The 23859-nt window shown below is 60.3% G+C and carries 24 protein-coding genes; 10 read left to right on the forward strand and 14 right to left on the reverse strand.

What is annotated here, in order from left to right; translation table 11 throughout:
• Positions 1-215: 215 nt before the first annotated feature.
• A complete protein-coding gene (locus OOZ53_RS16370) occupies positions 216-1292 on the forward strand; it encodes a serine hydrolase domain-containing protein (RefSeq protein WP_271090743.1) in 1077 nt (358 codons plus the stop codon).
• A gap of 6 nt (positions 1293-1298) precedes the next feature.
• On the opposite strand, the gene OOZ53_RS16375 is transcribed toward OOZ53_RS16370, so the two are convergent.
• The 12 genes from OOZ53_RS16375 to OOZ53_RS16430 all read right to left on the reverse strand — a co-directional run bounded on the left by OOZ53_RS16375 (position 1299) and on the right by OOZ53_RS16430 (position 13799).
• Positions 1299-2036 (reverse strand): SDR family NAD(P)-dependent oxidoreductase, encoded by a 738-nt coding sequence (locus OOZ53_RS16375; RefSeq protein ID WP_271090744.1) that lies wholly within the window; start codon positions 2034-2036, stop codon positions 1299-1301.
• Between the two features lie 5 nt (positions 2037-2041).
• The gene (gene purF, locus OOZ53_RS16380; protein ID WP_271090745.1) at positions 2042-3508 is read right to left on the reverse strand and encodes an amidophosphoribosyltransferase; all 1467 of its coding nucleotides are present in this window, start codon (positions 3506-3508) and stop codon (positions 2042-2044) included.
• Complete coding sequence (locus OOZ53_RS16385) at positions 3480-4061, reverse strand: CvpA family protein (RefSeq protein WP_271090746.1); 582 nt, start codon at positions 4059-4061, stop codon at positions 3480-3482. The genes purF and OOZ53_RS16385 overlap by 29 nt, the downstream gene beginning before the upstream one ends.
• Positions 4062-4112: 51 nt before the next feature.
• A complete protein-coding gene (radA, locus tag OOZ53_RS16390) occupies positions 4113-5513 on the reverse strand; it encodes a DNA repair protein RadA (protein ID WP_271090747.1) in 1401 nt (466 codons plus the stop codon).
• Positions 5514-5524: 11 nt separating this feature from the next.
• On the reverse strand, positions 5525-6694 hold the full coding sequence (gene alr / locus OOZ53_RS16395) for an alanine racemase (protein WP_271090748.1): 1170 nt from the start codon (positions 6692-6694) through the stop codon (positions 5525-5527).
• Positions 6695-6720: 26 nt separating this feature from the next.
• The gene (locus tag OOZ53_RS16400; protein WP_271090749.1) at positions 6721-8247 is read right to left on the reverse strand and encodes a replicative DNA helicase; all 1527 of its coding nucleotides are present in this window, start codon (positions 8245-8247) and stop codon (positions 6721-6723) included.
• 183 nt (positions 8248-8430) lie between these two features.
• Complete coding sequence (locus OOZ53_RS16405) at positions 8431-9747, reverse strand: cyclopropane fatty acid synthase (RefSeq protein ID WP_425499165.1); 1317 nt, start codon at positions 9745-9747, stop codon at positions 8431-8433.
• A 193-nt stretch (positions 9748-9940) separates the two neighbouring features.
• Complete coding sequence (gene rplI, locus OOZ53_RS16410; RefSeq protein ID WP_271090751.1) at positions 9941-10630, reverse strand: 50S ribosomal protein L9; 690 nt, start codon at positions 10628-10630, stop codon at positions 9941-9943.
• 21 nt (positions 10631-10651) lie between these two features.
• Positions 10652-11650, reverse strand: a complete 999-nt coding sequence (locus tag OOZ53_RS16415; RefSeq protein WP_271090752.1) for a YybS family protein — start codon at positions 11648-11650, stop codon at positions 10652-10654.
• A gap of 151 nt (positions 11651-11801) precedes the next feature.
• Positions 11802-12050, reverse strand: a complete 249-nt coding sequence (gene rpsR / locus OOZ53_RS16420) for a 30S ribosomal protein S18 (RefSeq protein WP_136658698.1) — start codon at positions 12048-12050, stop codon at positions 11802-11804.
• Between the two features lie 11 nt (positions 12051-12061).
• Positions 12062-12454 carry a 30S ribosomal protein S6 gene (rpsF, locus tag OOZ53_RS16425; RefSeq protein ID WP_271090754.1) on the reverse strand — a complete coding sequence of 131 codons (393 nt, stop codon included), beginning with the start codon at positions 12452-12454 and terminating at the stop codon, positions 12062-12064.
• Positions 12455-12749: 295 nt separating this feature from the next.
• Positions 12750-13799 (reverse strand): GGDEF domain-containing protein, encoded by a 1050-nt coding sequence (locus OOZ53_RS16430; RefSeq protein ID WP_271090755.1) that lies wholly within the window; start codon positions 13797-13799, stop codon positions 12750-12752.
• A 462-nt stretch (positions 13800-14261) separates the two neighbouring features.
• Between OOZ53_RS16430 and OOZ53_RS16435 the strand changes: the two genes are divergently transcribed.
• The 3 genes from OOZ53_RS16435 (at position 14262) to fabG (ending at position 16689) form a co-directional block, all read left to right on the forward strand.
• Positions 14262-14747 (forward strand): hypothetical protein, encoded by a 486-nt coding sequence (locus tag OOZ53_RS16435; RefSeq protein ID WP_271090756.1) that lies wholly within the window; start codon positions 14262-14264, stop codon positions 14745-14747.
• A gap of 231 nt (positions 14748-14978) precedes the next feature.
• Positions 14979-15914 carry an ACP S-malonyltransferase gene (gene fabD, locus OOZ53_RS16440; RefSeq protein WP_271090757.1) on the forward strand — a complete coding sequence of 312 codons (936 nt, stop codon included), beginning with the start codon at positions 14979-14981 and terminating at the stop codon, positions 15912-15914.
• A 37-nt stretch (positions 15915-15951) separates the two neighbouring features.
• Complete coding sequence (gene fabG / locus OOZ53_RS16445) at positions 15952-16689, forward strand: 3-oxoacyl-[acyl-carrier-protein] reductase (protein ID WP_271090758.1); 738 nt, start codon at positions 15952-15954, stop codon at positions 16687-16689.
• Between the two features lie 69 nt (positions 16690-16758).
• Here the strand turns inward: fabG and OOZ53_RS16450 are convergent, their stop codons facing one another.
• On the reverse strand, positions 16759-16938 hold the full coding sequence (locus OOZ53_RS16450; protein ID WP_271090759.1) for a hypothetical protein: 180 nt from the start codon (positions 16936-16938) through the stop codon (positions 16759-16761).
• 47 nt (positions 16939-16985) lie between these two features.
• On the opposite strand from OOZ53_RS16450, the gene OOZ53_RS16455 reads away from it, so the two are divergent.
• The 5 genes from OOZ53_RS16455 (at position 16986) to gmk (ending at position 21527) form a co-directional block, all read left to right on the forward strand.
• Positions 16986-17222 carry an acyl carrier protein gene (locus tag OOZ53_RS16455; protein ID WP_136658704.1) on the forward strand — a complete coding sequence of 79 codons (237 nt, stop codon included), beginning with the start codon at positions 16986-16988 and terminating at the stop codon, positions 17220-17222.
• Positions 17223-17415: 193 nt separating this feature from the next.
• The gene (fabF, locus tag OOZ53_RS16460; RefSeq protein ID WP_271090760.1) at positions 17416-18678 is read left to right on the forward strand and encodes a beta-ketoacyl-ACP synthase II; all 1263 of its coding nucleotides are present in this window, start codon (positions 17416-17418) and stop codon (positions 18676-18678) included.
• A gap of 96 nt (positions 18679-18774) precedes the next feature.
• Entirely contained in the window at positions 18775-19932 is a 1158-nt protein-coding gene (gene mltG, locus OOZ53_RS16465) for an endolytic transglycosylase MltG (RefSeq protein ID WP_425499166.1), read from the forward strand.
• 45 nt (positions 19933-19977) lie between these two features.
• The gene (locus OOZ53_RS16470; RefSeq protein ID WP_271090761.1) at positions 19978-20865 is read left to right on the forward strand and encodes a YicC/YloC family endoribonuclease; all 888 of its coding nucleotides are present in this window, start codon (positions 19978-19980) and stop codon (positions 20863-20865) included.
• A gap of 17 nt (positions 20866-20882) precedes the next feature.
• Entirely contained in the window at positions 20883-21527 is a 645-nt protein-coding gene (gmk, locus tag OOZ53_RS16475; protein WP_271090762.1) for a guanylate kinase, read from the forward strand.
• 41 nt (positions 21528-21568) lie between these two features.
• Here the strand turns inward: gmk and OOZ53_RS16480 are convergent, their stop codons facing one another.
• The gene (locus OOZ53_RS16480) at positions 21569-22339 is read right to left on the reverse strand and encodes a glycerophosphodiester phosphodiesterase family protein (protein ID WP_271090763.1); all 771 of its coding nucleotides are present in this window, start codon (positions 22337-22339) and stop codon (positions 21569-21571) included.
• Between the two features lie 380 nt (positions 22340-22719).
• Here OOZ53_RS16480 and OOZ53_RS16485 point away from each other — a divergent pair, with 380 nt between their 5' ends.
• Positions 22720-23847, forward strand: a complete 1128-nt coding sequence (locus OOZ53_RS16485; RefSeq protein WP_271090764.1) for an ROK family transcriptional regulator — start codon at positions 22720-22722, stop codon at positions 23845-23847.
• Positions 23848-23859: the final 12 nt, after the last annotated feature.

Here is a 23859-nt window from a genome sequence, read left to right on the forward strand (position 1 = left end):
TTGCTCTGCGTCCTCCCGATACGCACCGGTCAGCCGGCTGGATCAGGGCGCAATGATATTTTTGATGAGCATATAGTCACTCAATATATATCAAACAAGAATATGACGTAAAATAATATGAACAAAATTCATAAAGCTGACGCGGCGTGTTTTTACGCTCCGCAGGCGTTGATGTCGGGCCATCGAAACGGGGCCGCACTGAATGGGAGTTCGAAATGCGAAAATATCTGGCAGACCTGTTCGCCGTCGGTGCGCTGTTCCTGGCGGCCCTGTCATCGACCGGAACCGCTGCCGATACCGAATTGGACCGCAAGCTGAAACAAGCGCACGCTGCGGGAGAACTGGTTGGCCTGCATGGGGTCCTTATCGTTCACAAGGGCGATGTGATCGCCGAAGCCTATTTTGACGGCAATGACGAGCGGTGGGGAACACCGCTGCCCGATGTCGAACACGGCGCGGCGACGCTTCACGATCTGCGTTCTGTTACCAAGTCCGTTGTCGGTCTGCTTTACGGGATTGCGCTGGATGAGGGGATCGTACCGCCGGTCGACGCGCCGCTGATCGCGCAATTTCCGCAATATGCCGATCTGGCAGGCGACCCGCAACGTGACCGGATATTGGTTCAGCACGCGCTGTCCATGAGAATGGGTACCGAGTGGAACGAGGATCTTCCCTACACCGACCCGCGCAACAGCGAGATCGCCATGGAAAATGCGCCTGACCGTTACCGCTTCGTTCTTGATCGGCCGATGGTCGCCGACCCTGGAGAGGAATGGCGCTATAACGGCGGTGCGACGGCCATTATTGCCAAATTGATCGCCGACGGGGCGGGCATGCCGATTGATCAATATGCCCGCCAAAAGCTGTTCGAGCCGCTCGGCATCGAGAATTTCGAGTGGGTCAGGGGCAGGGGCGGCGTTCCCTCGGCGGCGTCGGGACTGAGGCTGGCCCTCCCGGATCTCGTCAAAATCGGACAACTCATCCTTGATGACGGCGTCTACAATGGCACGCGTGTCGTTTCCCGGGAATGGCTGCGGGAGTCCTTCAAGCCGCGCGCCGAGCTCAACCAGTTGCGCTACGGATACCAGTGGTGGCTGGCATCCTGGGGCGATCCGCCAAGCTGGGTAGCGGGTTTCGGCAATGGCGGCCAGCGTCTGACGGTGCAGCCGGAACACGATCTGATCGTCGCGGTCTTTGCCGGCAACTACAATCGGCCGGATGCCTGGAAGCTGCCGGTCAGGATCATCGAGGAGTTCATGGTCCCGGCTGTAAGGGCCAGAACGAATAAATAGGGCGCCTCACTCCGGGTGCCGGAAATGCTTCCAGCGGTCGTCAGGAACATCGTAGAGCATGCCGGTTTCCTGCAGCGCCGGATCGGCAAGCTTGACGATTTTGGCGGCGACCTCCGACGGGTGCGGCACGGTCATCGGATCCTCGCCCGGCATGGCAAGCGCCCGCATGGCGGTGCGGGTGCGGCCGGGATTAACGCAATTGACCTTCAACGGCGTGTTGGCGGTTTCCGCTGCCCAACAGCGCGCGAGTGCCTCCAGCGCCGCCTTGCTCGCCGCATAGGCGCCCCAGAACGCCCGGCAATTATGCGCGGCGCCTGATGAAAGGATGATCGCTCTTCCCGCGTCGGATTTCTGAAGCAGCGGCTCGACCGAGCGGATGACCCGCCAGGTTGAGGTCACATTCTTGGTCATCACCTTCTCGAAGGCCCTGGCCTCGAAATGGCCGACGGGCGAGAGCGGCCCGAGGATGCCGGAATTGGCGACAAGGATGTCGAGCTTCTGCCAGCGCTCGTTGATCGCGGCGCCCAGCTTGTCGATGGCTTTCATGTCCATCAGGTCCTGGGGCACCAGCGTTGCCGTACCGCCCGCTTCGCCTATGGCATCGTCGAGCTCTTCCAGCCCGCCCACGGTTCGGGCGACGGCAATGACATGTGCGCCGGCACGGGCCAGTTCCAATGCGGTGAAATAGCCGATGCCGCGCGATGCGCCGGTCACCAGCGCGATGCGGCCGTTTAGGTCTAACATTCCAACTATCCGTGTTTGGCGAGCAAAGAGAGGGTGCGTGTGGTCTCCGTGCCGTCCCGGTCCGTCAGGGCGGTCGGGTAGTCGCCTGTAAAGCAGGCGTCGCAGAATTGCGGGCAGGCATTGTCGCGTCCGGGCTCGCTGACAGCCCGGTAGAGACCGTCGATGGACAGGAAGGCGAGGGAATCGACCTTGATATAGTCCCTCATGTCCTCGATCGACATGCGCGAGGCGAGAAGTTTCGACGTCTCCGGCGTATCGACGCCGTAGAAACAGGACGCCGCCGTTGGCGGCGATGCAATGCGCATATGCACTTCCGCGGCGCCCGCATCGCGCACCATCTGCACGATTTTCTGCGATGTCGTGCCGCGCACGATGGAATCGTCGACCAGCACGACGCGTTTGCCCTCGATCGCCTTGCGGTTGGCGTTGTGCTTCAGCTTGACGCCCATATGGCGGATCGAGGCGGTCGGCTGGATGAAGGTACGCCCAACATAATGGTTGCGGATGATGCCGAGATCGAAGGGAAGGCCAGCCTGTTGCGCAAAGCCGATGGCCGCCGGCGTTCCTGAATCCGGCACCGGTACCACCATGTCCGCATCGACCGGGCTTTCCCTGGCAAGCTGTTCGCCGATCATCTTCCGGGTCTCGTAGACGTTCCGGCCTTCGAGATTTGAATCCGGACGGGCGAAATAGACATATTCGAAGATGCAGAAGCGTGGCTTCAGTTCTCCCCAGGGGAAATAGCTGCGCAAGCCTTCATTGGTAATGACCAGCACTTCGCCCGGTTTGAGGTCGCGTACGTAATGTGCGCCGATAATGTCGAGCGCGCATGTTTCGGATGCCAGGATATAGGCGCCGTCGAGATCGCCGAGCACGAGCGGGCGGATGCCGAGCGGATCGCGCGCGCCGATCATCTTCTTGCCCGACAGGCCGACCAGCGAGAAGGCACCCTCGAGCTGTGTGACGGCATCGATGAACTTGTCGATGAACAATTCCCGCTCGCTCATGGCGATAAGGTGGAGCAGCGTCTCGGTGTCGGATGTCGACGAGAAGATCGCGCCGCGCTTCTGCAACTCCCGCTGCTTGGTCAGCGCGTTGGTAATGTTGCCATTGTGCGAGATGGCGAACCCGCCGCCGGCGAACTCGGCAAAGAACGGTTGCACATTGCGCAGGCCTTCGCCGCCGGTGGTCGAATAGCGGGTATGGCCGATGGCCCGGCTGCCCGGCAGGCGCGCCAGAACCGAAGGCTTCGTGAAGGTATCGCCGATCAGCCCGACATGGCGTTCGACCGAGAACTGGCTGCCGTCATAAGAGACGATGCCGGCGGCTTCCTGTCCGCGATGCTGGAGCGCATGCAGGCCGAGCGTGACGACTGCCGAAGCGTCGGCCTTGCCGAAAATCCCGAAGACGCCGCATTCGTCGCGAAAGGCGTCGGCTTCACCGTCAAGATCGGTGCTGGTGAACTCTGTCACGGAGACGGGCCTCCTGATCGCTGCCTGCGTTTTCGCCGCCCAAGCCTTTAAGCCGGTCCAGGATGGTCGCGTCCGCGTCCTCCGGCAGGATGTTGACGAGCTGCTCGCCGATGGAATCGAGCAGTGGCTTCGATTTCGCATCCGCCACCCAGGTCGGCTGCTGCGGTCCGGCGACGAGCCAGTTGAAAAACAGCATGGCCACGGCGACAAGCAGTATACCGCGCGCGGCGCCGAATACGAAGCCGAGTGTGCGGTCGAGCGCGCCGATGCGGCTGTCGATGACGAAATCCGCGATCCGCATGGTCAGAACCGACACGACGATCAGCGCCACGAGGAAGATGATGCCGGCGGAGACCACCATCGCAATGGTTTCGCGCTCGGTATATTCGAGAATATAGGGCACGAGCAGCGGATAGAAGTAATAGGCGGCTGCCGCCGCCGCGATCCAGGATGCAACCGAAAGCACCTCGCGCGAAAAGCCGCGGACCATCGCAAGAACCGCTGAAAACAGGGTGACGCCGATGAGTATTCCATCAAGTATGGTGATTGGCATTGTGACTGAACCTCGGGGATGCCGGATAGAACGGGCCGGCCTACCATATTTCTATTCGTCTTCGCCTTGCGTTAGCCGGGCTTTGGAGCCGGCAATCTTCACAACAAGATCGGCCAGAGCATCGACCGTATTCCAAGTCCCACTGGCGTTCTTCGGCATGTCCGATGATCCTTTCGGCAACACGGCTTGTCCGAAACCCAATTTCTCAGCTTCTTTAAGGCGCTGCGCGGTGTGCGCGACGGGCCGCACGGCGCCAGACAGGCTGATCTCGCCGAAATAGACGCAATCCGCAGGAAGAGCAAGACCGGCAAGTGATGAAACCAGTGCAGAAGCGACGGCAAGGTCCGCGGCCGGCTCTGAAATCCTGTAACCGCCTGCAACATTGAGATAGACGTCGTGTTGGCCGAGGCGCACGCCGCAATGGGCTTCGAGCACGGCCAGGATCATCGAAAGGCGCGCCGAATCCCAGCCGACGACCGCGCGCCGGGGTGTGCCGAGCGGCGAGGGCGCCACCAGTGCCTGGACCTCGACGAGGACGGGGCGCGTGCCCTCCATGCCGGCAAACACCGACGCGCCGGGCGCCTTGTCGTTGCGTTCGCCGAGAAACAGCTCCGAAGGATTGGCGACCTCGCCGAGCCCGCCATCGGACATCTCGAACACGCCGATTTCATCGGTCGGGCCGAAGCGGTTCTTGACCGTGCGCAGGATGCGGTAGTGGTGGCCACGATCGCCCTCGAAATAGAGCACCGCGTCGACCATGTGCTCGACGACGCGCGGTCCTGCGATCTGGCCTTCCTTTGTGACATGCCCGACCAGCACCACGGCGGCGCCCGTTTTCTTGGCGAACCGGATCATCGCCTGCGCGCCGGTGCGCACCTGCGTGACTGTGCCCGGTGCCGATTCGGCGACATCGCTCCATAGCGTCTGGATGGAGTCGATAATGACGAGGTCCGGCCGCTTTTCCTGCGCAAGGGTCGCCAGGATATCCTCGACATTGGTCTCGGCGGCGAGCTTGACGTCGGTATCGGCGGCGCCGAGGCGCTGCGCCCGCAGCCGGATCTGCGCCACCGCCTCTTCGCCGGATACATAGATGATGGTATTGCCCTGGCGGGCAAGGGCCGCCGCCGCCTGCATCAGCAATGTCGACTTGCCGATGCCCGGATCGCCGCCGACAAGCAGCGCCGATCCGCGCACGAAACCGCCGCCGGTCACCCGGTCGAGTTCGGAAATGCCGGTCCTGATGCGCGGTGCGTCCTCGATATCGCCGGAGAGCGAAGTGAGCGCAACGGGCTTGCCCTTGCTGCGCGGTTTGCCCGGGCCGCTGGCAATGCCGCCGGCCTCGTTTTCCTCGACCAGCGTGTTCCACGCCCCGCATCCGTCGCATTTGCCCGCCCAGCGCGAGTGAACGGTGCCGCAGTTCTGACAGACGAATTGGGCCTTGGCGCGTGCCATGCTGTCTCCCGTTATCCGCTCTTCCCGGCCGGCAGGTAGTGCCTGCGATAGCGCGAACCCAACAGCGTCAAAAGCTCGTAGCCGATGGTGCCGGCCGTTGCAGCGACATCGTCCAGCGGAACGTTTTTCCCGAACAGCTCGATGAAATCGCCGGCCTTCAGCGAGCCCGCCGGAAGGTCGGTAATATCGAATGCCGTCATATCCATCGTTACCCGTCCGAGAACGGGCAGTTTGTGCCCGCAGGCAAAGCCGTGGCCGCCTTCGGGGTGGTGGCCGCGCAGCGTCACGCCGGTGCCTGACAGGGCGCGCATATAGCCGTCGGCGTAACCGATCGAGCAGATGGCGATGCGGCTGTCGCGCCTCAGCGTCATCGTGCCGCCATAGCTGACCGTCTCGCCGCGCTTTGCTTCCCGTACGGTGATGATCCGCGCCTCCGCCGAGACCACCGGGTCGGTCAGGGGGCGGACGTGGTCGCCGACGGCGCCGCCGAACAGCGCGATGCCGGGACGCGTCAGGTCAAACCGGTACGCATCGCCGAGCATGATCCCCGCCGAGTTGGCCAGGCTCGCCTCGACGCCGCCGAAGGCTTCGGCGATATCTCGGAACGCGGCGAGCTGCTGGTCGTTGAGCGGGTGCTCCGGCTCGTCCGCGCAGGCAAGATGGCTCATGACAAGCACCGGCGAGAAGCCGGGCGGACGCGTCACGTCGTCGGCCAGCGCCGCCGCCTCGTCGATTGAAAGGCCCAGCCGGTTCATGCCGGTGTCCACCTGCAACGCGCAGGGGTGCTCGCCATTGTCGATGCAGGCCTGGGTCCACAGCGCCACATGCTCCATCGACGCAAGGACCGGCACCAGTTCGGCAACCCGGCAGGTTTCTTCGATGCCAGGCAGGATGCAGTTCATGACGAAGATACGGGCATCGGGCGCGTGCTGGCGCACGACGGCACCCTCGCGCGCCGTGGCGACGAAGAAATCGCGGCAGCCAGCGTCATAGAGCGACGTTGCGACCGGCTCGGCCCCAAGGCCGTATCCGTTGGCCTTGATGACGGCCGAACAGCGGGCAGGGGACGAGTGCTCGCGCATCTTTCGCCAATTATCGGCAAGCGCCTGCAGATCGATCGTCAGGCGCGCGCCGAAGCCCTCGTCGATATCCGATTCAGCGATGTCGTGCGGTTCGTTCAATGAGCCGGTCTGTTCCGTTGACGCAATCACTCATGGCTGTATTGCAGGTAGGAGTTATCCGCAAGGTCGGAGAAGCGCGTGTACTCCGCCTGGAAGCCGAGCGTGACGGTTCCGGTCGGGCCGTGACGCTGCTTGGCGATGATAACGTCCGCCATGCCGCGCACCTTGGTCATCTTCTCCTCCCAGCGCATATATTCCTCGGTCTTGATGTCGTTGGCGACCTCTTCCGGAGAGCGGCGCGGCTCGGTGTTCTTGACGTAATATTCTTCGCGGTAGACGAACAGCACGACGTCGGCATCCTGCTCGATGGAGCCGGATTCACGGAGGTCGGAGAGCTGCGGCCGCTTGTCGTCGCGGTTCTCCACCTGACGCGAAAGCTGGGACAAGGCGATGATTGGCACGTTGAGTTCCTTGCCCAGCGCCTTCAGTCCGGTGGTGATCTCGGTGATTTCCTGGACCCGGTTGTCGCCGGCCTTCTTTGAACCGGTCATCAGCTGGACATAGTCGACGACCAGAAGGTCGAGCCCGCGCTGGCGTTTGAGCCGCCGCGCCCTTGCCGCAAGCTGAGCGATCGAAATGCCGCCGGTCTGGTCGATATAGAACGGAATCTTCTGCATTTCCTGGGAACAGCCGACGAGCAGTTCGAAATCCGCTTCTGTGATTTCGCCCCGGCGGATCTTGGAAGAGGAGATCTCGGTCTGCTCCGAGATGATACGTGTCGCCAGCTGCTCGGACGACATTTCGAGCGAGTAGAAGCCGACCACGCCGCCATTGACGGCCTTGGCGGTGCCATCCGCCTGAACTTCCGACTGATAGGCCTTGGCGATGTTGTAGGCGATGTTCGTCGCCAGCGACGTCTTGCCCATGCCGGGCCGGCCGGCAAGGATGATAAGGTCCGAGGGCTGCAGCCCGCCCATGCGCGCATCCAGCGACGTAATGCCGGTCGAAATGCCGGAAAGCCCGCCGTCGCGCTGATAGGCGGCCCCCGCCATATCGATGGCGAGTGCCACCGCGTCGTTGAATGCCTGGAAGCCGCCATCGTAGCGCCCGGTTTCCGCCAGTTCGAAGAGCCGCCGCTCCGCGTCCTCGATCTGGTTCTGCGGCGGCATGTCGAGCGGCGCGTCATAGGCGATGTTGACCATGTCCTCGCCGATGGTGATCAGCGAGCGGCGCAGCGCAAGATCGTAGATGGCGCGGCCATAGTCTTCCGCGTTGATAATGGTGACGGCCTCGGCGGCGAGACGGGCGAGATATTGCGCCACGGTCATGTCGCCGACCTTCTCGTCGGCCGGCAGGAAGGTCTTGATGGTCACCGGATTGGCGGTCTTGCCCATGCGGATGATGTCGCCGGCCACTTCGAAAATCTTGCGGTGAAGCGGCTCGTGCAGATGGCCGGGCTTCAGGAAGTCCGAAACGCGATAATAGGCGTCGTTGTTGACGAGGATAGCGCCGAGCAGGGCCTGTTCGGCTTCTATGTTTCCGGGTGCTTCCCGATAAAGTCCACTGCCTTCCTTGCCGATTGCATCGTCTATCGGTCTCGCCGGATCGCTCATTTCGTTCTTCTTCTTCGTTACGTGACGGTCTTCTTCGTGCCGGGCAGATATAACGCCTGCTGCATAGCGCGGTGTGTAATTCGCGCGGCCATGCTCAATGTCCACAACACACAATGTGGAAAAATGAATCTTAACTGATTCTGTTTGACTTCCGAACGGGAATCAAATTGCGGGCCGCGAAAACTACTTCGCTTTGGCCTCGCGTTTCTTGCGTGCCGATTCGTTTGCCTTTTTTACCCGGTGCGGCGCACGGTCGCTTCGGCCGATATAGTCGCGGGTCAGCGGCACGGCATCCGGCCGATGGGCGAGCTGGAGCTGGAAGACGACGAGATCCTGCCAGCGGAACGCGGCCTCGCAGGAGGCGAGGTAAAAGTCCCACATGCGGCAGAACCGTTCGTCGTAAAGCTCTGCGGCCTTGTCCCAGTTCTCCAGGAAACGGGCCCGCCAGGCCTTGAGCGTTTCCGCATAATGCAGCCGCAGCACTTCCACGTCGGTGATGACGAGACCGGAACGCTCGACCGCCAAGACGATCTCGGACAGTGATGGAATGTAGCCGCCCGGGAATATGTGCTTCTTGATGAACGGATTGGTCGGCGTCGGCGGTTCCGACTGGCCGATCGTGTGAAGCAGCATGACCCCGTCATCGGCCAGCATCTCGGCGCATTTATCGAAATAGGTGCCGAAATGCCTGCGTCCGACATGCTCGAACATGCCCACCGAAACGATGCGGTTGAAGGTCTGGTCGAGCTTGCGGTAATCGAGCAGTTTGAACTCGACCTGGCCGGCAAAGCCGTCTTCCCGCGCCCGTTGCTTGGAAACCGCGTGCTGTTCGTCCGACAGCGTCACGCCGGTGACCCTGGCATTGAACTGACGCGCCAGATGCAGGCCCATGCCGCCCCATCCCGAGCCGATGTCGAGAACCTTGAGGCCTTCGCGGTCCATGATCAGCTTGGAAGCGATGTGACGCTTCTTTGCCATCTGCGCCTGCTCGAGATCCATCGACGGATCCTCGAAATAGGCGCAGGAATACTGGCGGTCCGGATCCAGGAACAGGTCGTAGAGTTCGCCGGACAGATCGTAGTGATGCTTCACGTTCGAGCGCGACCGGCCGAGCGTGTTCCACTCCAGCAGGTGGGCGGGAATGCGCCGCAACTGCTCGATCAGCTTCACCCATTTTGTCGGTGCGGTGCTGTTCAGCTGAATGTTCTTGAAGAGGATCTCCAGCAGACGGTAGATGTCGCCATCGGGCAGGTCGATCTCGCCGTCCATATAGCATTCGCCGAGCTTGAGATTAGGATCGAGAGCGACCGCCCGTTCGGCCCGCGCGCTGTTGAACCGCAAAGTGACCGGTTCGCCGGTTCCATCGCCGAGGCGCAGGTCACTGCCGTCGGCAAATTTGATTGTCAGATCGCCGGTCTTGATGAGCCGGCGCACGAGGTGGCTCAAAAAACGGTTCACGATCAAAATCCTCAACGACCAAAGGACAGGCGAAGGCTGCATCGCTGACAGAAAAGTGTAGCAGCCTTTGCAAAATAGTCCAGTATGTTGTTTTTGCTGAGGAAAACAAGAATTATAACCCCCGGATTTAAGGGGCTTTGGCATGGCGGTCGGTTCGGCGGACTGCCTTGAGCGACCTTCGCAAACGAAAAAGCCCGGCGCATCAGCCGGGCTTTTACTCAGGATCGGTTCTCGATCAGGCCTTGGTTTCATCCTCGGCGGCCGTATCGCCTTCGGCCTCTTCCGAAGCTTCCGCTTCCGCTTCCGCTTCCGCTTCAACTTCGGCTTCCGCGGCTTCCTCGTTTGCCAGTTCCTCGGTCTCGAACTCGACACCCTCGTCGAAGAGATCCTCCGCGTTCACCTCTTCTTCCGCTTCTTCGGTGCCGTATATCGCGTCGGCCGAGGTCAGATCCTCGCCCTTGGCCTGGCGTTCGGCTTCATCGACCGAGCGGGCGACATTGAGCTGAATGGCCACTTCGACTTCGGCATGAAGGGAAATGATGACTTCATGCATGCCGATCGCCTTGATCGGCGTGCGCAGCTCGATCTGGCTGCGGCCGACGGAAAAACCCTCTTCTTCCAGGATGGTGACCACGTCGCGGGCAGCGACCGAACCGTAGAGCTGGCCGGTTTCCCCGGCAGCGCGCACGACGATGAAGGACTTGCCCTCCAGCTTGTCTGCCACCTGCTGGGCTTCGCCGCGGCGTTCGAGGTTGCGGGCCTCAAGCTGCGAGCGCTCGTTTTCGAAGCGCGCCTTGTTGGCGTCGTTCGCACGCAGCGCCTTTCCCTTCGGCAGAAGATAGTTGCGCGCAAAGCCGTCACGGACTTTGACGACATCGCCCATCTGTCCAAGCTTGGCGACGCGTTCAAGAAGAATGACATCCATTGTGGTTTCCTTTCGTGAATTTCAGTTCGTTTGATTGTTGGAGTTCGATGAATCGCCGGGGTCGTCCGGTGGGTTGCCGGAGGTCGACAGCGGCGCCGTTCGCGCCGTATCGAAAAGGCCTGCGAACAGGAAAACGATCAACGGCAGCGGAAACAGGATGAAGATCGCCATATAGGAGAACCACAGTGCCACGAACCGCCATGCCCGCCCCACGGTGCGGTGATGAAGCATCGCAAGGCCGGCCAGCATGAAACCGCCCGCGAAAGCGCCGGAAATGGCCGACCCGATCAGACCCGCCGTGCCGCCGATGAAGCTCAGAGCAAGTCCGGCGCCGAAGATCAGCAGGGCGAGCCGCGACATGCGCAGCGCAGCCGGAATGAAATCGGCCGGACGTTTGCCGCGCCCGGACACGCGAACGATGCCGCAGGCCAGATACCAGGTCGTGAAAAGGATGATTACCCACATCGCCGATTGCAGCGCCGGCAGGACACGGGTCATGAATGTGACCATCTCGGCGGTGACTTCCGCGTCCAACTGGCTCTGCGGGTTCTGTTCGGCGAGGATGGTAAAGACGTCGTCGAGGACTGGCCGGACGAGTTCCTCGCCATAGCCGACAGCGTAGCCCAGAATGATCAGGGAGAGCGACACCAGGCCGCAAATGTGCAGCATGATGTCCGACAGCGGGTACCATGCGAGCTTGCCTTGCGGCCCGCCGATCTCCTCCGCCGGACGGGCAAGGTTGCTCAGATGTGCGATCCACGCGGCGGGCAACAGTGTTGTGACGGCGACCATCAGCGCGCCGAGCGGCGATATGACCGCTGCGATGATAACGGTGCCCGTTATCACAGACACGGCGCCAGCGAAGTTCGACCAGCCGAGACCGGCAATCAGAATGGGCAGTACCGCACAGGCAGACAGCAGCACGGACAGGGGCGAAAGGTTGCCCGGACCCATGATAAGAAGGGCCGAGGCGACGCCGCCGACCAGTCCCACCAACAATGATTGCGTCCTGCTGTTCATAGGTTTCGCTGTCCTGCTTGCCGAAGCAGTTAGGGGTGTCGCGGACAATCCGCCTGCTCACCCCAACTCGGGATTTTCATTGAGCCGCACCGTGCCCATCACGGCGGGAAGCGGCCGGGTTTTCCCGACCGCGATCTTCGCGGACCTGTGCCTACTTGACGAGGTAGGGAAGCAGTCCGAGGAAGCGGGCGCGCTTGATGGCGCGCGCAAGCTCACGCTGCTTCTTCTGGCTCACGGCCGTGATGCGTGACGGAACGATCTTCCCGCGCTCGGAAATGTAGCGCTGCAGGAGACGCACGTCCTTGTAATCGATCTTCGGCGCGTTGGCGCCCGAAAACGGACAGGTCTTGCGGCGGCGGTGGAACGGGCGCCGGGTCGGAATCTGATTAATGTCAACCATGACTGGGCTCCCTATTTGCGGTCTTCGCGCGGACGGCGCGGACGGTCATCGCGGTCGCCGCGGCGCGGACGGTCATCGCGGTCGCGCTTTTGCATCATGACCGACGGGCCTTCCTCGTGCTCGTCGACGCGGATCGTCATGTAACGCAGAACGTCCTCATTGATGCGCATCTGGCGTTCCATCTCCTGCACGGCATTGGCCGGTGCATCGATGTCCATCAGCGTGTAGTGCGCCTTGCGGTTCTTGTTCATGCGGTAGGAAAGGGACTTCAGTCCCCAGTTTTCAACACGCCCGACCGATCCGCCATTGGATTCGAGGATACCCTTGAACTGCTCGACAAGGGCCTCGACCTGCTGGCTGGATACGTCCTGCCGGGCAAGGAAAACATGTTCATATAGAGCCATGGTAAGCTTGCCTTTCTTGGTCACACATCGTTCTGACACCACGGCTTCCGGCGGCTAAGCCTCAACAACCCTCTTTTCGCCGCACGGCGGCGTTCAAGAAAGGCGTTGGATACGAGACGGTCGAGAGCGGAGACACGGGAGGCCGGAAATCTCTATTTCCTGTCGCCGGATGGCGGCCCTCCGTTCAGCCCCCAGCCAGATGACCGGGCGTTTCGAACAGCGCGCTTATACGCCATTTTCATGCCGATGCAAGAGAATTCGCGCCGATCACGGGCGGGACGCTACAGGCGGGCGTCTACTGCCGGCGGTAAAGAAGCCAGTCCTTGAATGCCTTGCCGTTGCCGGGCGGAATCTCGGAGAAGCGGGTGACACGGTTTCGGCCGCTGTTCTTCGAGGCGTAAAGCGCCTGGTCCGTCTTGCGGAACAGATCGGTCGCGTCATCGGCTTCTGAGCCCATGCACACGCCGAGCGACAAGGTCACAGGCCCGTAATCGACGCCGGATTTGTTGTTGACGAATTTCTTGTCTTCGACCGCTGCGCGCAATTCCTCGGCAACCTGGCAGGCCATTTTTTCCGTGGTATCCGTGTGCGCGATGGCAAATTCCTCGCCACCGATACGCGCGACGAAGGCCTCTTCGCCGCAGGTCTTGCTCAATATGCCGGCGACATAGGAGAGGATCTTGTCGCCGATAATGTGGCCATAGGCGTCGTTGATGCGCTTGAAGTGATCGATATCGGCAAAGATGAGGCTCGAATACATGGCGCCTTTCTTGTCGCCATGGACTTCCGCGATATGGGAGTCGAAGGCGCGCCGGTTGGCAAGTTTCGTCAGCGGATCGGTATTGGCAAGTTTTTTGTAGCGCTCGAGTTCGTTGTTGATTTTCTTGATTTCCGCCGATTTCTCATTCATCGAGACGGCGACTTTCTTTCCGTGATCCAATGTCGAATGGGTCGCCTCGGACAGCAGATTGACGATCTGTGTGAGAAGGACGGTGTCTCTGCCCTGCGGTTCGCCCATCCGGACCGTCGTGTCGCCAAGCACCTTGCCGTAGTTTTGCAATGACGTCTGCTCTTCCCGCAACAGGGCAAGAACTTCCTTGATTTGCCTCGCAATACGCGTCTGCGCTTCCTCGAATACGCCGTGGCCGTGATGATGGGCCAGGTAGCGCCGTCCCAGCTTGTCCAGGTCCTCCTGCGATATCCGATTGCCGAGTCTGGCCAGTTCCTTGCTCAGTTCCTGGTTGGTGCCGGTGACAGATTCATAAAAGAGTTCGTAGTTGCGCGGCAGGCCCGCAACGCCCTGCTCACCCATCATCATGACTATTTTTTTGGCGATATCTGTCATTGGCGAAGTAATTCCGGTGCCGCCGCCGCATGGCGAACGTATTTGCTTTGCCGTTCCTATTATGGGGTATTGAGTAAATATTTCGCAAAAATTGAACAGTTGTACGGAACCGAAGTACAACTTGCGCGAAGGCATGAGCGTGCCTTGCCTGCCAAGGCTCCATGAAATTTGTTGATTGTCAGGTCGGCGCCGCTTGTGTGATTTCTGATCAAGTATTAATAAATATAAAGAGCATTGTAATTTAAAATTTTATTCAAATTTATTTCATTGGCCTGTATACCTAAAAATTAACGTTAACTTAACGAACGATTTGATCGCGCGTTAAATATTCATTAGCTATTTTCCAGGGCGAGAACCGAAAGCCCGAATGTGATCGGATTCATAAATTCCCGATAACTAGGTGCTGTGAGAATAAAAACTGGTGATGTGGTGGTGACCAGTATTCACCGAGGAGAGCAACGAATGAACGCAACGTCTACAACCAGCAACGTGATCCGGGCGGCACGCTCCGTTGATCGCGCAGAGAATATAGGGCGTCCGGTCGACACCGCTGAAAAGGCGGTTGTCAGCAGCCTGAATGACGTCGTCGAACGCATGATGACAACAAATCGCACCATGCCGACCAGCAAGTCCGACCACGCCGTCAATCTTTACGATGCGGCCATTCGCGACGCTGTCGCCGATATCGAGCGCATGGAAGCCGAGAGGGAAGCCGCGCAGCAGGTTCTCGAAGAAAGCTTCACCGAGCGCGAAAGCAAAGTGCGCAACGACATCGTGTTCCACGAGCAGGGTCTCGAAGCGGCGCGCGAAGAGCTGAAGCAGCTCGGCGCCGAGCACAAGCAGCAGGGCGAGGAACTGATTGCCCGTTACGACAGTCAGATCGCCGCCGCGATGCGCATGAAGGAGGCCAACAAGGCCGCACGCGACATCCTGCTGGGGGACATTTAGGACGGGCCCGCCAGGCGATTGCCGGCAACAAACCCCTCCGACAGATCGGAACGGGCGCAGTATCTGCGCCCGTTTTTCTTTGCCCTGATATGTTTCACAAGCTGCGCGCTGCCGCACCGATTTCACTTTCCCGCATTTGCAAACAGCGTCGGCGTCCGGTAAAGCGCGTCGCAAACTTGACTTGCAGCCTGTTCGGTGGTGAGAGGCGGCAAAGCAGATGGGGATTTTCGCATGAGCATTGCTTTCACATTTCCGGGGCAGGGCAGCCAAAGCGTCGGAATGGGCAGGGACCTTGCCGAGGCCTTCCCCGAAGCCCGTGCCGTATTCGACGAGGTCGACGATGCGCTCGGAGAAAAGCTGTCCGCGCTGATGTGGGACGGGCCGGAGGAGGAACTGACCCTGACCGCCAATGCGCAGCCGGCCCTGATGGCGGTATCGCTTGCCGCATTGCGGGCGCTCGAGGCCGGCGGGCTGGCGCTTCCGGAAAAGGTTGCGTTCGTGGCCGGACACTCACTTGGTGAATATTCGGCGCTGGCGGCAGCCGGCGCGCTTTCCGTCGCGGATACTGCGCGGCTGCTGCGTGTCCGCGGCAACGCCATGCAGGAGGCCGTTCCGGTCGGCGAGGGGGCCATGGCAGCAATCATCGGTCTTGATGAGGCCGATGTGGAAGCCGTATGCACGGAATGCGCACAGGACGGCGTGTGCCAGATTGCCAACGACAATGGCGGTGGCCAGTTGGTCATCTCCGGCTCGCGCGCCAACGTCGAAAGGGCTGCCGGCCTGGCCGGGGAGAAAGGCTCGCGCAGGGCGCTGTTACTGCCGGTCTCAGCGCCGTTTCACTCTGAGCTCATGCAACCGGCTGCCGATATCATGCGTCAGGCGCTCGAGACCGTGGATTTCAAAACGCCGGTGGCGCCGCTGGTTGCCAATGTACTTGCCGGCCCCGTCACCGATCCGTCCGAGATCAAGGCGTTGCTGGTCAAGCAGGTGACCGGCCGCGTCCGTTGGCGCGAGACCATATCCTGGTTTGCCGCCAATGGCGTAACGGAGGTCTGTGAACTCGGCGCCGGGAAGGTCCTGACGGGACTGGCCCGCCGTATCGACCGGTCGATTGCGGCCAAGGCCATCAATACGCCACAGGATATTGAGACCTACCTGCAGGGTTGATTGCAAGCTTCATACAATTTCAATCATAGGAACTGAGATGTTTGAACTGACTGGCCGCAAGGCACTGATAACCGGCGCATCCGGAGGCATAGGCGAGGCGATCGCACGGGTTCTGCACGCAAACGGCGCCATTGTCGGTCTTCACGGAACCCGCGTTGAGAAGCTCGAAAGCCTTGCCGGCGAACTCGGCGGCAATACGCACATATTCCCGGCCAATCTTGCCGATGCCGATGACGTCAAGGCGCTCGCCGAGAAGGCTGAGACCGAGCTTGAGGGCGTCGAGATCCTGGTCAACAATGCCGGCATCACGAAGGACGGGCTGTTTGTGCGGATGTCGGACGAGGACTGGCAATCGGTCATCGACATCAATCTGACGGCGGTCTTCCAGCTGACGCGCCAGCTGACGCATCCGATGATGCGCCGGCGGCATGGCCGCATCATCAACATCACATCCGTCGTGGGTGTCACCGGCAATCCCGGCCAGGCGAACTACTGCGCGGCAAAGGCGGGCATGATCGGTTTCTCGAAATCTTTGGCCCAGGAGATCGCGACGCGAAATGTCACGGTCAATTGCGTGGCGCCCGGCTTTATCGAATCGGCGATGACCGACAAGCTCAACGACAAGCAGAAGGACGCCATCATGAACGCCATTCCCATGCGCCGCATGGGAACCGGCGCTGAAGTCGCGTCGGCGGTGTCCTATCTTGCGTCCGATGAGGCGGCCTATGTGACGGGCCAGACCATCCACGTCAACGGTGGCATGGCAATGATCTGAACCGGGCCTGCTGTCACGGTAAGCCGGGGAATTTGGTGTTTATCGGCAACTTTGGCCGACGAAGACACTTTACCGGAAAATTCGGGCTTTGCGGTTGACATAAACCGTGATAAGGCCCGCAGCCAATGCTGACAACGGCCAGCTGGCGTTGCGGCATGCCCGGTCAAACCGGGAAATCCACAGGCCCGTTTTTTGACGGGGCATGTGCGCCTGATTATAAGGCGCTTGAACTTGATTGAGTGACTGCATGCCGCTATCCAAGGCATTGCAAAAGGATAAGGGTCGAGGATAACGACATGAGCGATATCGCAGAACGCGTTAAGAATATTGTTGTCGAGCATCTTGGCGTCGACGCCGAGAAAGTAACGGAAGGCGCCAGCTTCATCGATGATCTGGGTGCCGATTCTCTCGACACTGTTGAACTTGTCATGGCGTTCGAGGAAGAATTCGGTGTCGAGATCCCGGACGACGCCGCAGACACGATCCTGACCGTTGGCGATGCGGTCAAATATATTGAAAAGTCGCAAAACTAAGTTCAATCTGCGGGGCGGCATGAGTCCCGCATTGCCGTTTTGGCTTGTGGACTTTCGATCATAAAACGATACGTGCCAGCCCGGGAAATTTCCGGGCTGTATAATTGTTGCGGCACTGTTTCGCCGATGTTCGGATACATCCAGGTTTCGCAGTGCAGATAACGCCGAGTGCAGGCATTAGGATGGGAACACCATGAGGCGTGTAGTAATCACGGGAACCGGCATGGTTTCCCCCCTCGGCAACAGTACCGAGGTGACGTGGAAAAGGCTGCTGGCCAGCGCCAACGCGGCCGACAGGATACGCGAGTTCGAGACCGAGGATCTGGCAGCGAAGATTGCCTGTCGCATTCCGGTCGGTGACGGCAGTGACGGAACGTTCAATGCCGACGACTATATGGAACCGAAGGAACAGCGTAAGGTCGATCCCTTCATAACCTATGCCATGGCCGCGGCAGACCAGGCGCTTGAGGATTCGGGCTGGAAGCCGGAGAGCGACGAGGACCAGATCGCCACCGGCGTTTTGATCGGCTCCGGCATCGGTGGACTGCAAGGCATCATTGACGCCGGCGATACGCTGCGCGAGCGCGGTCCGCGAAGGGTTTCCCCGTTCTTCATTCCCGGGCGGCTGATCAATCTCGCCGCCGGCCAGGTCTCGATCCGTCACAATCTTCGCGGCCCGAACCACTCGGTTGTAACAGCCTGCTCGACAGGCGCACACGCCATCGGCGATGCCAGCCGCCTGATTATGCTCGGTGATGCCGAAGTCATGGTCGCCGGCGGTACCGAATCGCCGATCTGCCGTATCGCAATGGCCGGCTTTGCAGCCTGCAAGGCGCTTTCGACGAGTTACAATGACGATCCCAAGAGCGCCTCGCGTCCCTATGACGAGGCCCGTGACGGCTTCGTCATGGGCGAGGGCGCCGGTGTCGTTGTTCTTGAGGAACTGGAGCACGCAAAGGCCCGCGGTGCGAAGATCTACGGCGAGGTCATCGGCTACGGCCTGTCGGGCGATGCCTACCATATTACGGCACCGTCGGAGGACGGGGACGGCGCCTATCGCTGCATGCGCTCTGCCATGAAACGCGCCGGCGTGACGGCACACGATATCGACTACATCAACGCCCACGGCACATCGACCATGGCCGATACGATTGAACTTGCGGCGGTCGAGAGGCTCGTCGGCGATGCCGCCCCGGGGCTGTCCATGTCTTCGACGAAATCCGCCATTGGCCACCTGCTCGGGGCGGCGGGTGCTGTCGAGGCGATCTTCTCGCTCCTGGCGATCCGGGACAATGTCGCACCGCCGACACTGAACCTGGACAATCCGTCGGTCGAAACTCCCATTGACCTCGTCCCGAAGGTCGCCCGCGAGCGCGAGATCAACGTCGCGCTGTCCAATTCATTCGGATTTGGCGGCACGAACGCCTCGCTGGTACTGCGGCGATTTGACGGATAAAATATTTCGGATATGAACCGGGCTGCCATCTGTTGCCATATTCGTGTTCATAGTGGCATGTCTGACATGGGTGATTACCGGTATTGGGGATAGATTGTGAGTGACGGCAATATGTCTGACGATCAGGGCGGCTTCGGACGCTCCAGGTCCAACGGGCCGATAGTTCCTCAATCCGCCAGACAGGCGCTCAAGCCGGAAGAGGCGCCACAGCCGCCCAAGCGGTCGGAACGGGCACGCAGCCAGTTCGTGGTCTTCCTTAATTTCATGCTGTCCCTGGTCGTTTTTCTGATGTTGGCGGCGGGCGGCGCCGTTTATTTCGGCAAGATCCAGTTCGACGGACAAGGGCCGCTGGAACGCAACACCTACGTTCTGGTGCCTGAAGGCGCAGGCCTGAACTGGATCGCCAACATGCTCCAGCGCCGCGAGGTCATTTCAAGCGCCACGATCTTCAAGTTCGGGGTCACCGCCTATATGGCCGACGACTCGCTGAAAGCGGGCGAGTACGAGGTCAAGGCCGGCGCGTCGATGCGCGATGTTATGGATCTGCTGCGGTCCGGAAAGTCGATCCTGCACTCCGTGACCATTGCCGAGGGACTGACCGTTGAGCAGATATTCTCTCGCTTGTCGGCCAATGGGGAACTGACCGGCGATCTGCCCGAGGAACTGCCGCCGGAAGGTTCTCTGCGTCCGGAAACCTATAAATTTACCCGTGGTACGACGCGTGCGGATATCATAGATCAGATGCGCGCGGCGCAGACTGCGCTGATCGACGAGATCTGGGAGGACCGCCGCGACGGCCTGCCGATCAAGACAAAGGAAGAATTCGTCACCCTGGCTTCCATTGTTGAAAAGGAAACGGGCAGGGCCGATGAGCGGTCGCTGGTCGCTTCGGTCTTTTTGAACCGTATCGAACGCGGAATGCGCCTGCAGAGCGACCCGACGATCATCTACGGTCTGTTCGGCGGCAAGGGCAAACCTTCCGACCGGCCGATCTATCAATCCGACATCAGAAAACCGACGCCCTACAACACCTATGTCATAGACGGACTGCCGCCGACACCGATCGCCAATCCCGGCCGGGCCGCGCTCGAAGCCGTTGCTAATCCCTCCCAGACGAATAATGTGTTCTTTGTGGCGGATGGCACAGGCGGTCATGTGTTTGCCGAAACGCTTGAACAGCACAACCGCAACGTCCGCCGCTGGCGCCAGATCGAAGCCGAGCGCGCCAAGCAGGATGAAAAGGCGGCCGAGTAGAACCGGCCGCGGCGGCGGCCATGCGGCTGCCCGGAGGGTGCTGGCATGACCTTGCAATCGATGACCGGCTACGCCCATCAGGACGGTAACCTTGGCGCGCTGCGCTGGACATGGGAGTTGCGGAGCGTAAACGGCCGTGGTCTGGATACGCGCGTTCGCGTTCCGGCTGGTTATGAGCGGCTGGAACAGGACATCAAGAAAAGGCTTTCGACAGCATTCAGGCGCGGCAGCATTCAGGTGACGCTCAGCGCCGTTCGCGAAACGAAACAGATCGAAGCCGTCGTCAATCAGGATGTGCTCGATGCGGCGCTTGCGCTTGCCAAGCGGCTCGGCGACGAAATCGATGCGGAACCGCCGCGCATCGACGGAATACTCAACATTCGCGGCGTGCTGGAATTCAACGAACCCGTGCCGGATGACAGGACCGTTACGGCGGAGCACGCGGCCATACTTGAGAGCCTTGATGGCGCCATAGCCGCGCTGGCCGCCATGCGCCAGGCGGAAGGCGAGAAAATCGGCAGCTTCATCAAAAGCCAGATCGACGGGATTGAAACGCTTGCGCGCAAGGCGGATGAAGACCCGTCGACGGAACCCGGCAGCATCGCCGAAAGGCTGGGCATGCAGGTCAGGATGCTCCTTGAGACGGGTGTCGAACTTGATGAGGACCGGTTGCACATGGAAGCCGCGATCCTTGCCGCCAAGGCCGATATCCGAGAAGAAATCGACCGGCTGTTCACCCATGTCGCCGCATGCCGCGCGCTTGTCGAGGAGGGCGGCGCCGTCGGCCGCAGACTGGATTTTTTAGCGCAGGAATTTAACCGGGAATCGAATACGATCTGTTCGAAGTCCAACGCCTCGTCGGTGACTGCCGTCGGCTTGGAGCTCAAGGTGCTGATCGATCAGTTCCGCGAGCAGATACAGAATTTGGAATAGGAGTTGCGTTGGCCGACATGCCGTCAACAAATGTCAAACGCAGGGGCCTCATGCTGGTGCTCTCGTCACCTTCAGGCGCAGGTAAATCGACGATTGCCCGTAACCTTCTGGAAAATGACAACGATCTGAACCTGTCGGTCAGCGTTACGACCCGGAAGCGACGGGGCAGCGAGATCGATGGCGTCCACTATCACTTTCTCACCGATGTCGATTTTCAGCGGTTGCGTGATACCGATGCGCTGCTCGAGTGGGCTGAAGTGCACGGCAATTTCTACGGAACGCCGCGCGAGCCCGTGGAGCGCAGCATGGCGGAGGGTCACGACATGCTGTTCGACATCGATTGGCAGGGCGCGCTTCAACTGCAGGAAAAAATGCCCGCCGACGTGGTTTCGGTATTCATATTGCCGCCGTCGCTTGCCGAGCTGAAGTCACGTCTGCACCGCCGGGCCGAAGACAGCGACGAGGTTATCGAACAGCGGCTGGAAAACTCCAGGGAAGAGATGCAGCACTGGCGCGACTATGATTACGTCGTCATCAACGACGATCTGGACCGCGCCTATTCTGCAGTTCGCTCGATTGTGCTGGCCGAACGGCTTCGCCGTGACCGCAGGCCCGGACTGTTCGACTTCGTCTCCGGCCTGCTCGACGAAAAGCTCCGATAGCTCGATTGCTCAGGATCCGGTTGCCTTGACGGCTTCCGCAATCAGGCGATCTGATCGACGGCCTGCAAGTGGCCCCGCTCAAGCAGAAGAGGATCGTCCGTGAGCACGGATTCCACGCCCGAGCGCAGGAGATATTTTGCCCGCAACGGATCGTTGACGGTGGCCACTCCGAATTCCGTTGCTGAAGCGCGAACGATCTCCAGGGCTTCGTCGTCCACGAACTTGTCCTGCACGTGAATGATCTGCACCCCATGCTCCTCGGCATAGGCATCCGGATCGTCCGGAACGCAGATCAGGGCGATTGCGCGCGGAACATCCGGCATTTTCTCGGCGATGCGCCGCATGCAGCGTGCTGAAAAGCCCGAGACGAACAGTTTCCGTTCGCCGAAGGGCCACAGTTCCGCAAGCGCGTCGCAGGCCCGGTCCGACAAATGATACTCGCGGCCGGCAAGCTCCTTGAGCTCGAGCTGAAGGTTGAGGCCATTGTCGACGACGCAGCCGATGAACTCCTCGAGGGTCGGAACCTTGCAGTGCCCGAAGCCGTGTCCGAACCAGCTTCCTGCGTCGAGATCCCGTATTTCGTCCAATGTATGGTGTGCGACGAAACCGGACCCATTCGTCGTCCGGTCCAGTTCCAGGTCATGAATGATCACGAGTTCATCGTCAGCCGTCAGCTGCACGTCCGTCTCGATCCACTTGGCACCCATCTCGGCTGCGCGCTGAACGGCCTGCAATGTGTTTTCGGGCGCGTAAAGCGAGGCGCCCCTGTGTGCCAGCAACGGAGCGTCCACGATCGGCGAGGCATGTGGCATTCGGTCTTCCTCTTTTCATACGGTTGCTGGGGCCGGCCACGTTCCCGAAGCCCGGATCCGTTTCGGTGGGTCAACAGCGATCCGGGACACGCCCGTCGAATCAAGGACAGGTTAGCGGTTCTTTGTGACAAGCGCGATAGGCCGGCCATTCAATCCGCCTTCGCATTGTTTCACCGCTCTCGGCCCGACAGTCGTTTACAGCCCGGTCATTAGACGGCTTTCTTCATGCAATAAGTGCAATGCAAATGTTGTTTTCCGGCAAAGTGGCGATGTGCAGTAACGCGCTAACAATTTGTTGGTTCAAGCGCTATGGGACTTGGAAATACTATGGGCAGGGCGCTAGTCTTGATCGCGGAATCAGGGATATGTGCATTATGGACATGGCCGGCGAATCAGAAAGACTTGTGCTGTCGGACAGTGAGCGCGAAGTCATGAATGTCGTTCGCCGGCGCGGTTCGATCTCGCGTGCCGATATCACCGACTTCACCGATCTCTCTCAGCAATCGGTTCACCGCCTGGTCGACAATCTGCTCCAATACAAGCTGCTGAAAACGGAAAAGGCCATCGTCAAGGGGCGCGGTAAACCGAGCCCGCAGATCACGTTTGACACCGAAGCCACGACTTCGCTCGGTGTGTCCGTGAGCACCAATGCGATCGAATACACCGCAGTCGATCTTTCCGGAACGCCGATTTGTAGCGGGGAATTGAAAGCCCTTCCGAACGATCGTGATGCGGTGATGGCTGAAATGGCCGAGCTGGTTGCGGCACTTCAGTCGCATGGTGTCCTGTCAAAGCGCCGTTTCATCGGTGTCGGTGTTGCGATGCAGGGCCTGCGCGTCACCCACCACAATCAATTCACGACACCCTGGCCACTCGATAACTGGGCGCGTATTCCGATTGATGAATTGTTCCAAGCCGCATTGGGTGAGCCTGCATATGTTGAGAACAACGCGACAAGCGCGGCGATTGCGGAGCTCTTCTGCGGCGGTGGCTCGGGACATCGCTGTTTCGGATATCTTTCCTTCAACCATGGCTTCGGTGGCGGTCTGATGTGGAACGAGGCGCCGGTCTTCGGCGGACATGGCAACGCGGGCGAGATTGGCTCGATCTTCAAGTGGTCGGAATTGCCTCACAGGCCGGCATTGGAGCAACTGCTGATCCGGCTGTCGGATCGCGGAATTGTCGCGTCCTACCCGCAGCTCCTCGCCGAGTTCGATCCGAGCTGGGAAGGCGTTGCCGAGTGGATTGCCGAGGTCAAACCCAGTCTTGACCTTGCCATCCGGGCGCTTTCGGCCGTCATCGATCCGAATGCGATCTTTTTCGGCGGAGAGGCGCCGGCAGCGCTCCGCAAGATGCTGATAGAAGCCTGTGAGCCGCCGGATACGGATCGCCTCGGAACGCCGAAACCCTATCCGCAATTGCTGCCCAGTGCCATTGACGGTGATGCGGCAACGCTCGGAGCGGCGATGCTGCCGCTCCAGCAAACCATCTTTCGCAGCCGGTCATAGGCTGCAGTAATC

The sequence above is a fragment of the Allohoeflea poritis genome (genome assembly GCF_027889715.1).
Taxonomy (GTDB): Bacteria; Pseudomonadota; Alphaproteobacteria; order Rhizobiales; family Rhizobiaceae; genus Hoeflea_A; species Hoeflea_A poritis.

Bases quoted from the DNA above. Each gene is read 5' to 3' on its own strand.
- rpsF (WP_271090754.1), bottom strand. From the start codon at position 12,454: ATGGCTCTATATGAACATGTTTTCCTTGCCCGGCAGGACGTATCCAGC.
- OOZ53_RS16450 (WP_271090759.1), bottom strand. From the start codon at position 16,938: ATGCAGTCACTCAATCAAGTTCAAGCGCCTTATAATCAGGCGCACATG.
- rpsR (WP_136658698.1), bottom strand. From the start codon at position 12,050: ATGGTTGACATTAATCAGATTCCGACCCGGCGCCCGTTCCACCGCCGC.
- OOZ53_RS16375 (WP_271090744.1), bottom strand. From the start codon at position 2,036: ATGTTAGACCTAAACGGCCGCATCGCGCTGGTGACCGGCGCATCGCGC.
- OOZ53_RS16415 (WP_271090752.1), bottom strand. From the start codon at position 11,650: ATGAACAGCAGGACGCAATCATTGTTGGTGGGACTGGTCGGCGGCGTC.
- OOZ53_RS16480 (WP_271090763.1), bottom strand. From the start codon at position 22,339: ATGCCACATGCCTCGCCGATCGTGGACGCTCCGTTGCTGGCACACAGG.
- fabD (WP_271090757.1), top strand. From the start codon at position 14,979: ATGAGCATTGCTTTCACATTTCCGGGGCAGGGCAGCCAAAGCGTCGGA.
- fabG (WP_271090758.1), top strand. From the start codon at position 15,952: ATGTTTGAACTGACTGGCCGCAAGGCACTGATAACCGGCGCATCCGGA.
- OOZ53_RS16405 (WP_425499165.1), bottom strand. From the start codon at position 9,747: ATGCAGCCTTCGCCTGTCCTTTGGTCGTTGAGGATTTTGATCGTGAAC.
- OOZ53_RS16370 (WP_271090743.1), top strand. From the start codon at position 216: ATGCGAAAATATCTGGCAGACCTGTTCGCCGTCGGTGCGCTGTTCCTG.
- fabF (WP_271090760.1), top strand. From the start codon at position 17,416: ATGAGGCGTGTAGTAATCACGGGAACCGGCATGGTTTCCCCCCTCGGC.
- OOZ53_RS16435 (WP_271090756.1), top strand. From the start codon at position 14,262: ATGAACGCAACGTCTACAACCAGCAACGTGATCCGGGCGGCACGCTCC.
- gmk (WP_271090762.1), top strand. From the start codon at position 20,883: ATGCCGTCAACAAATGTCAAACGCAGGGGCCTCATGCTGGTGCTCTCG.
- OOZ53_RS16485 (WP_271090764.1), top strand. From the start codon at position 22,720: ATGGCCGGCGAATCAGAAAGACTTGTGCTGTCGGACAGTGAGCGCGAA.
- radA (WP_271090747.1), bottom strand. From the start codon at position 5,513: ATGGCACGCGCCAAGGCCCAATTCGTCTGTCAGAACTGCGGCACCGTT.
- OOZ53_RS16400 (WP_271090749.1), bottom strand. From the start codon at position 8,247: ATGAGCGATCCGGCGAGACCGATAGACGATGCAATCGGCAAGGAAGGC.
- rplI (WP_271090751.1), bottom strand. From the start codon at position 10,630: ATGGATGTCATTCTTCTTGAACGCGTCGCCAAGCTTGGACAGATGGGC.
- OOZ53_RS16455 (WP_136658704.1), top strand. From the start codon at position 16,986: ATGAGCGATATCGCAGAACGCGTTAAGAATATTGTTGTCGAGCATCTT.
- OOZ53_RS16385 (WP_271090746.1), bottom strand. From the start codon at position 4,061: ATGCCAATCACCATACTTGATGGAATACTCATCGGCGTCACCCTGTTT.
- OOZ53_RS16470 (WP_271090761.1), top strand. From the start codon at position 19,978: ATGACCTTGCAATCGATGACCGGCTACGCCCATCAGGACGGTAACCTT.
- OOZ53_RS16430 (WP_271090755.1), bottom strand. From the start codon at position 13,799: ATGACAGATATCGCCAAAAAAATAGTCATGATGATGGGTGAGCAGGGC.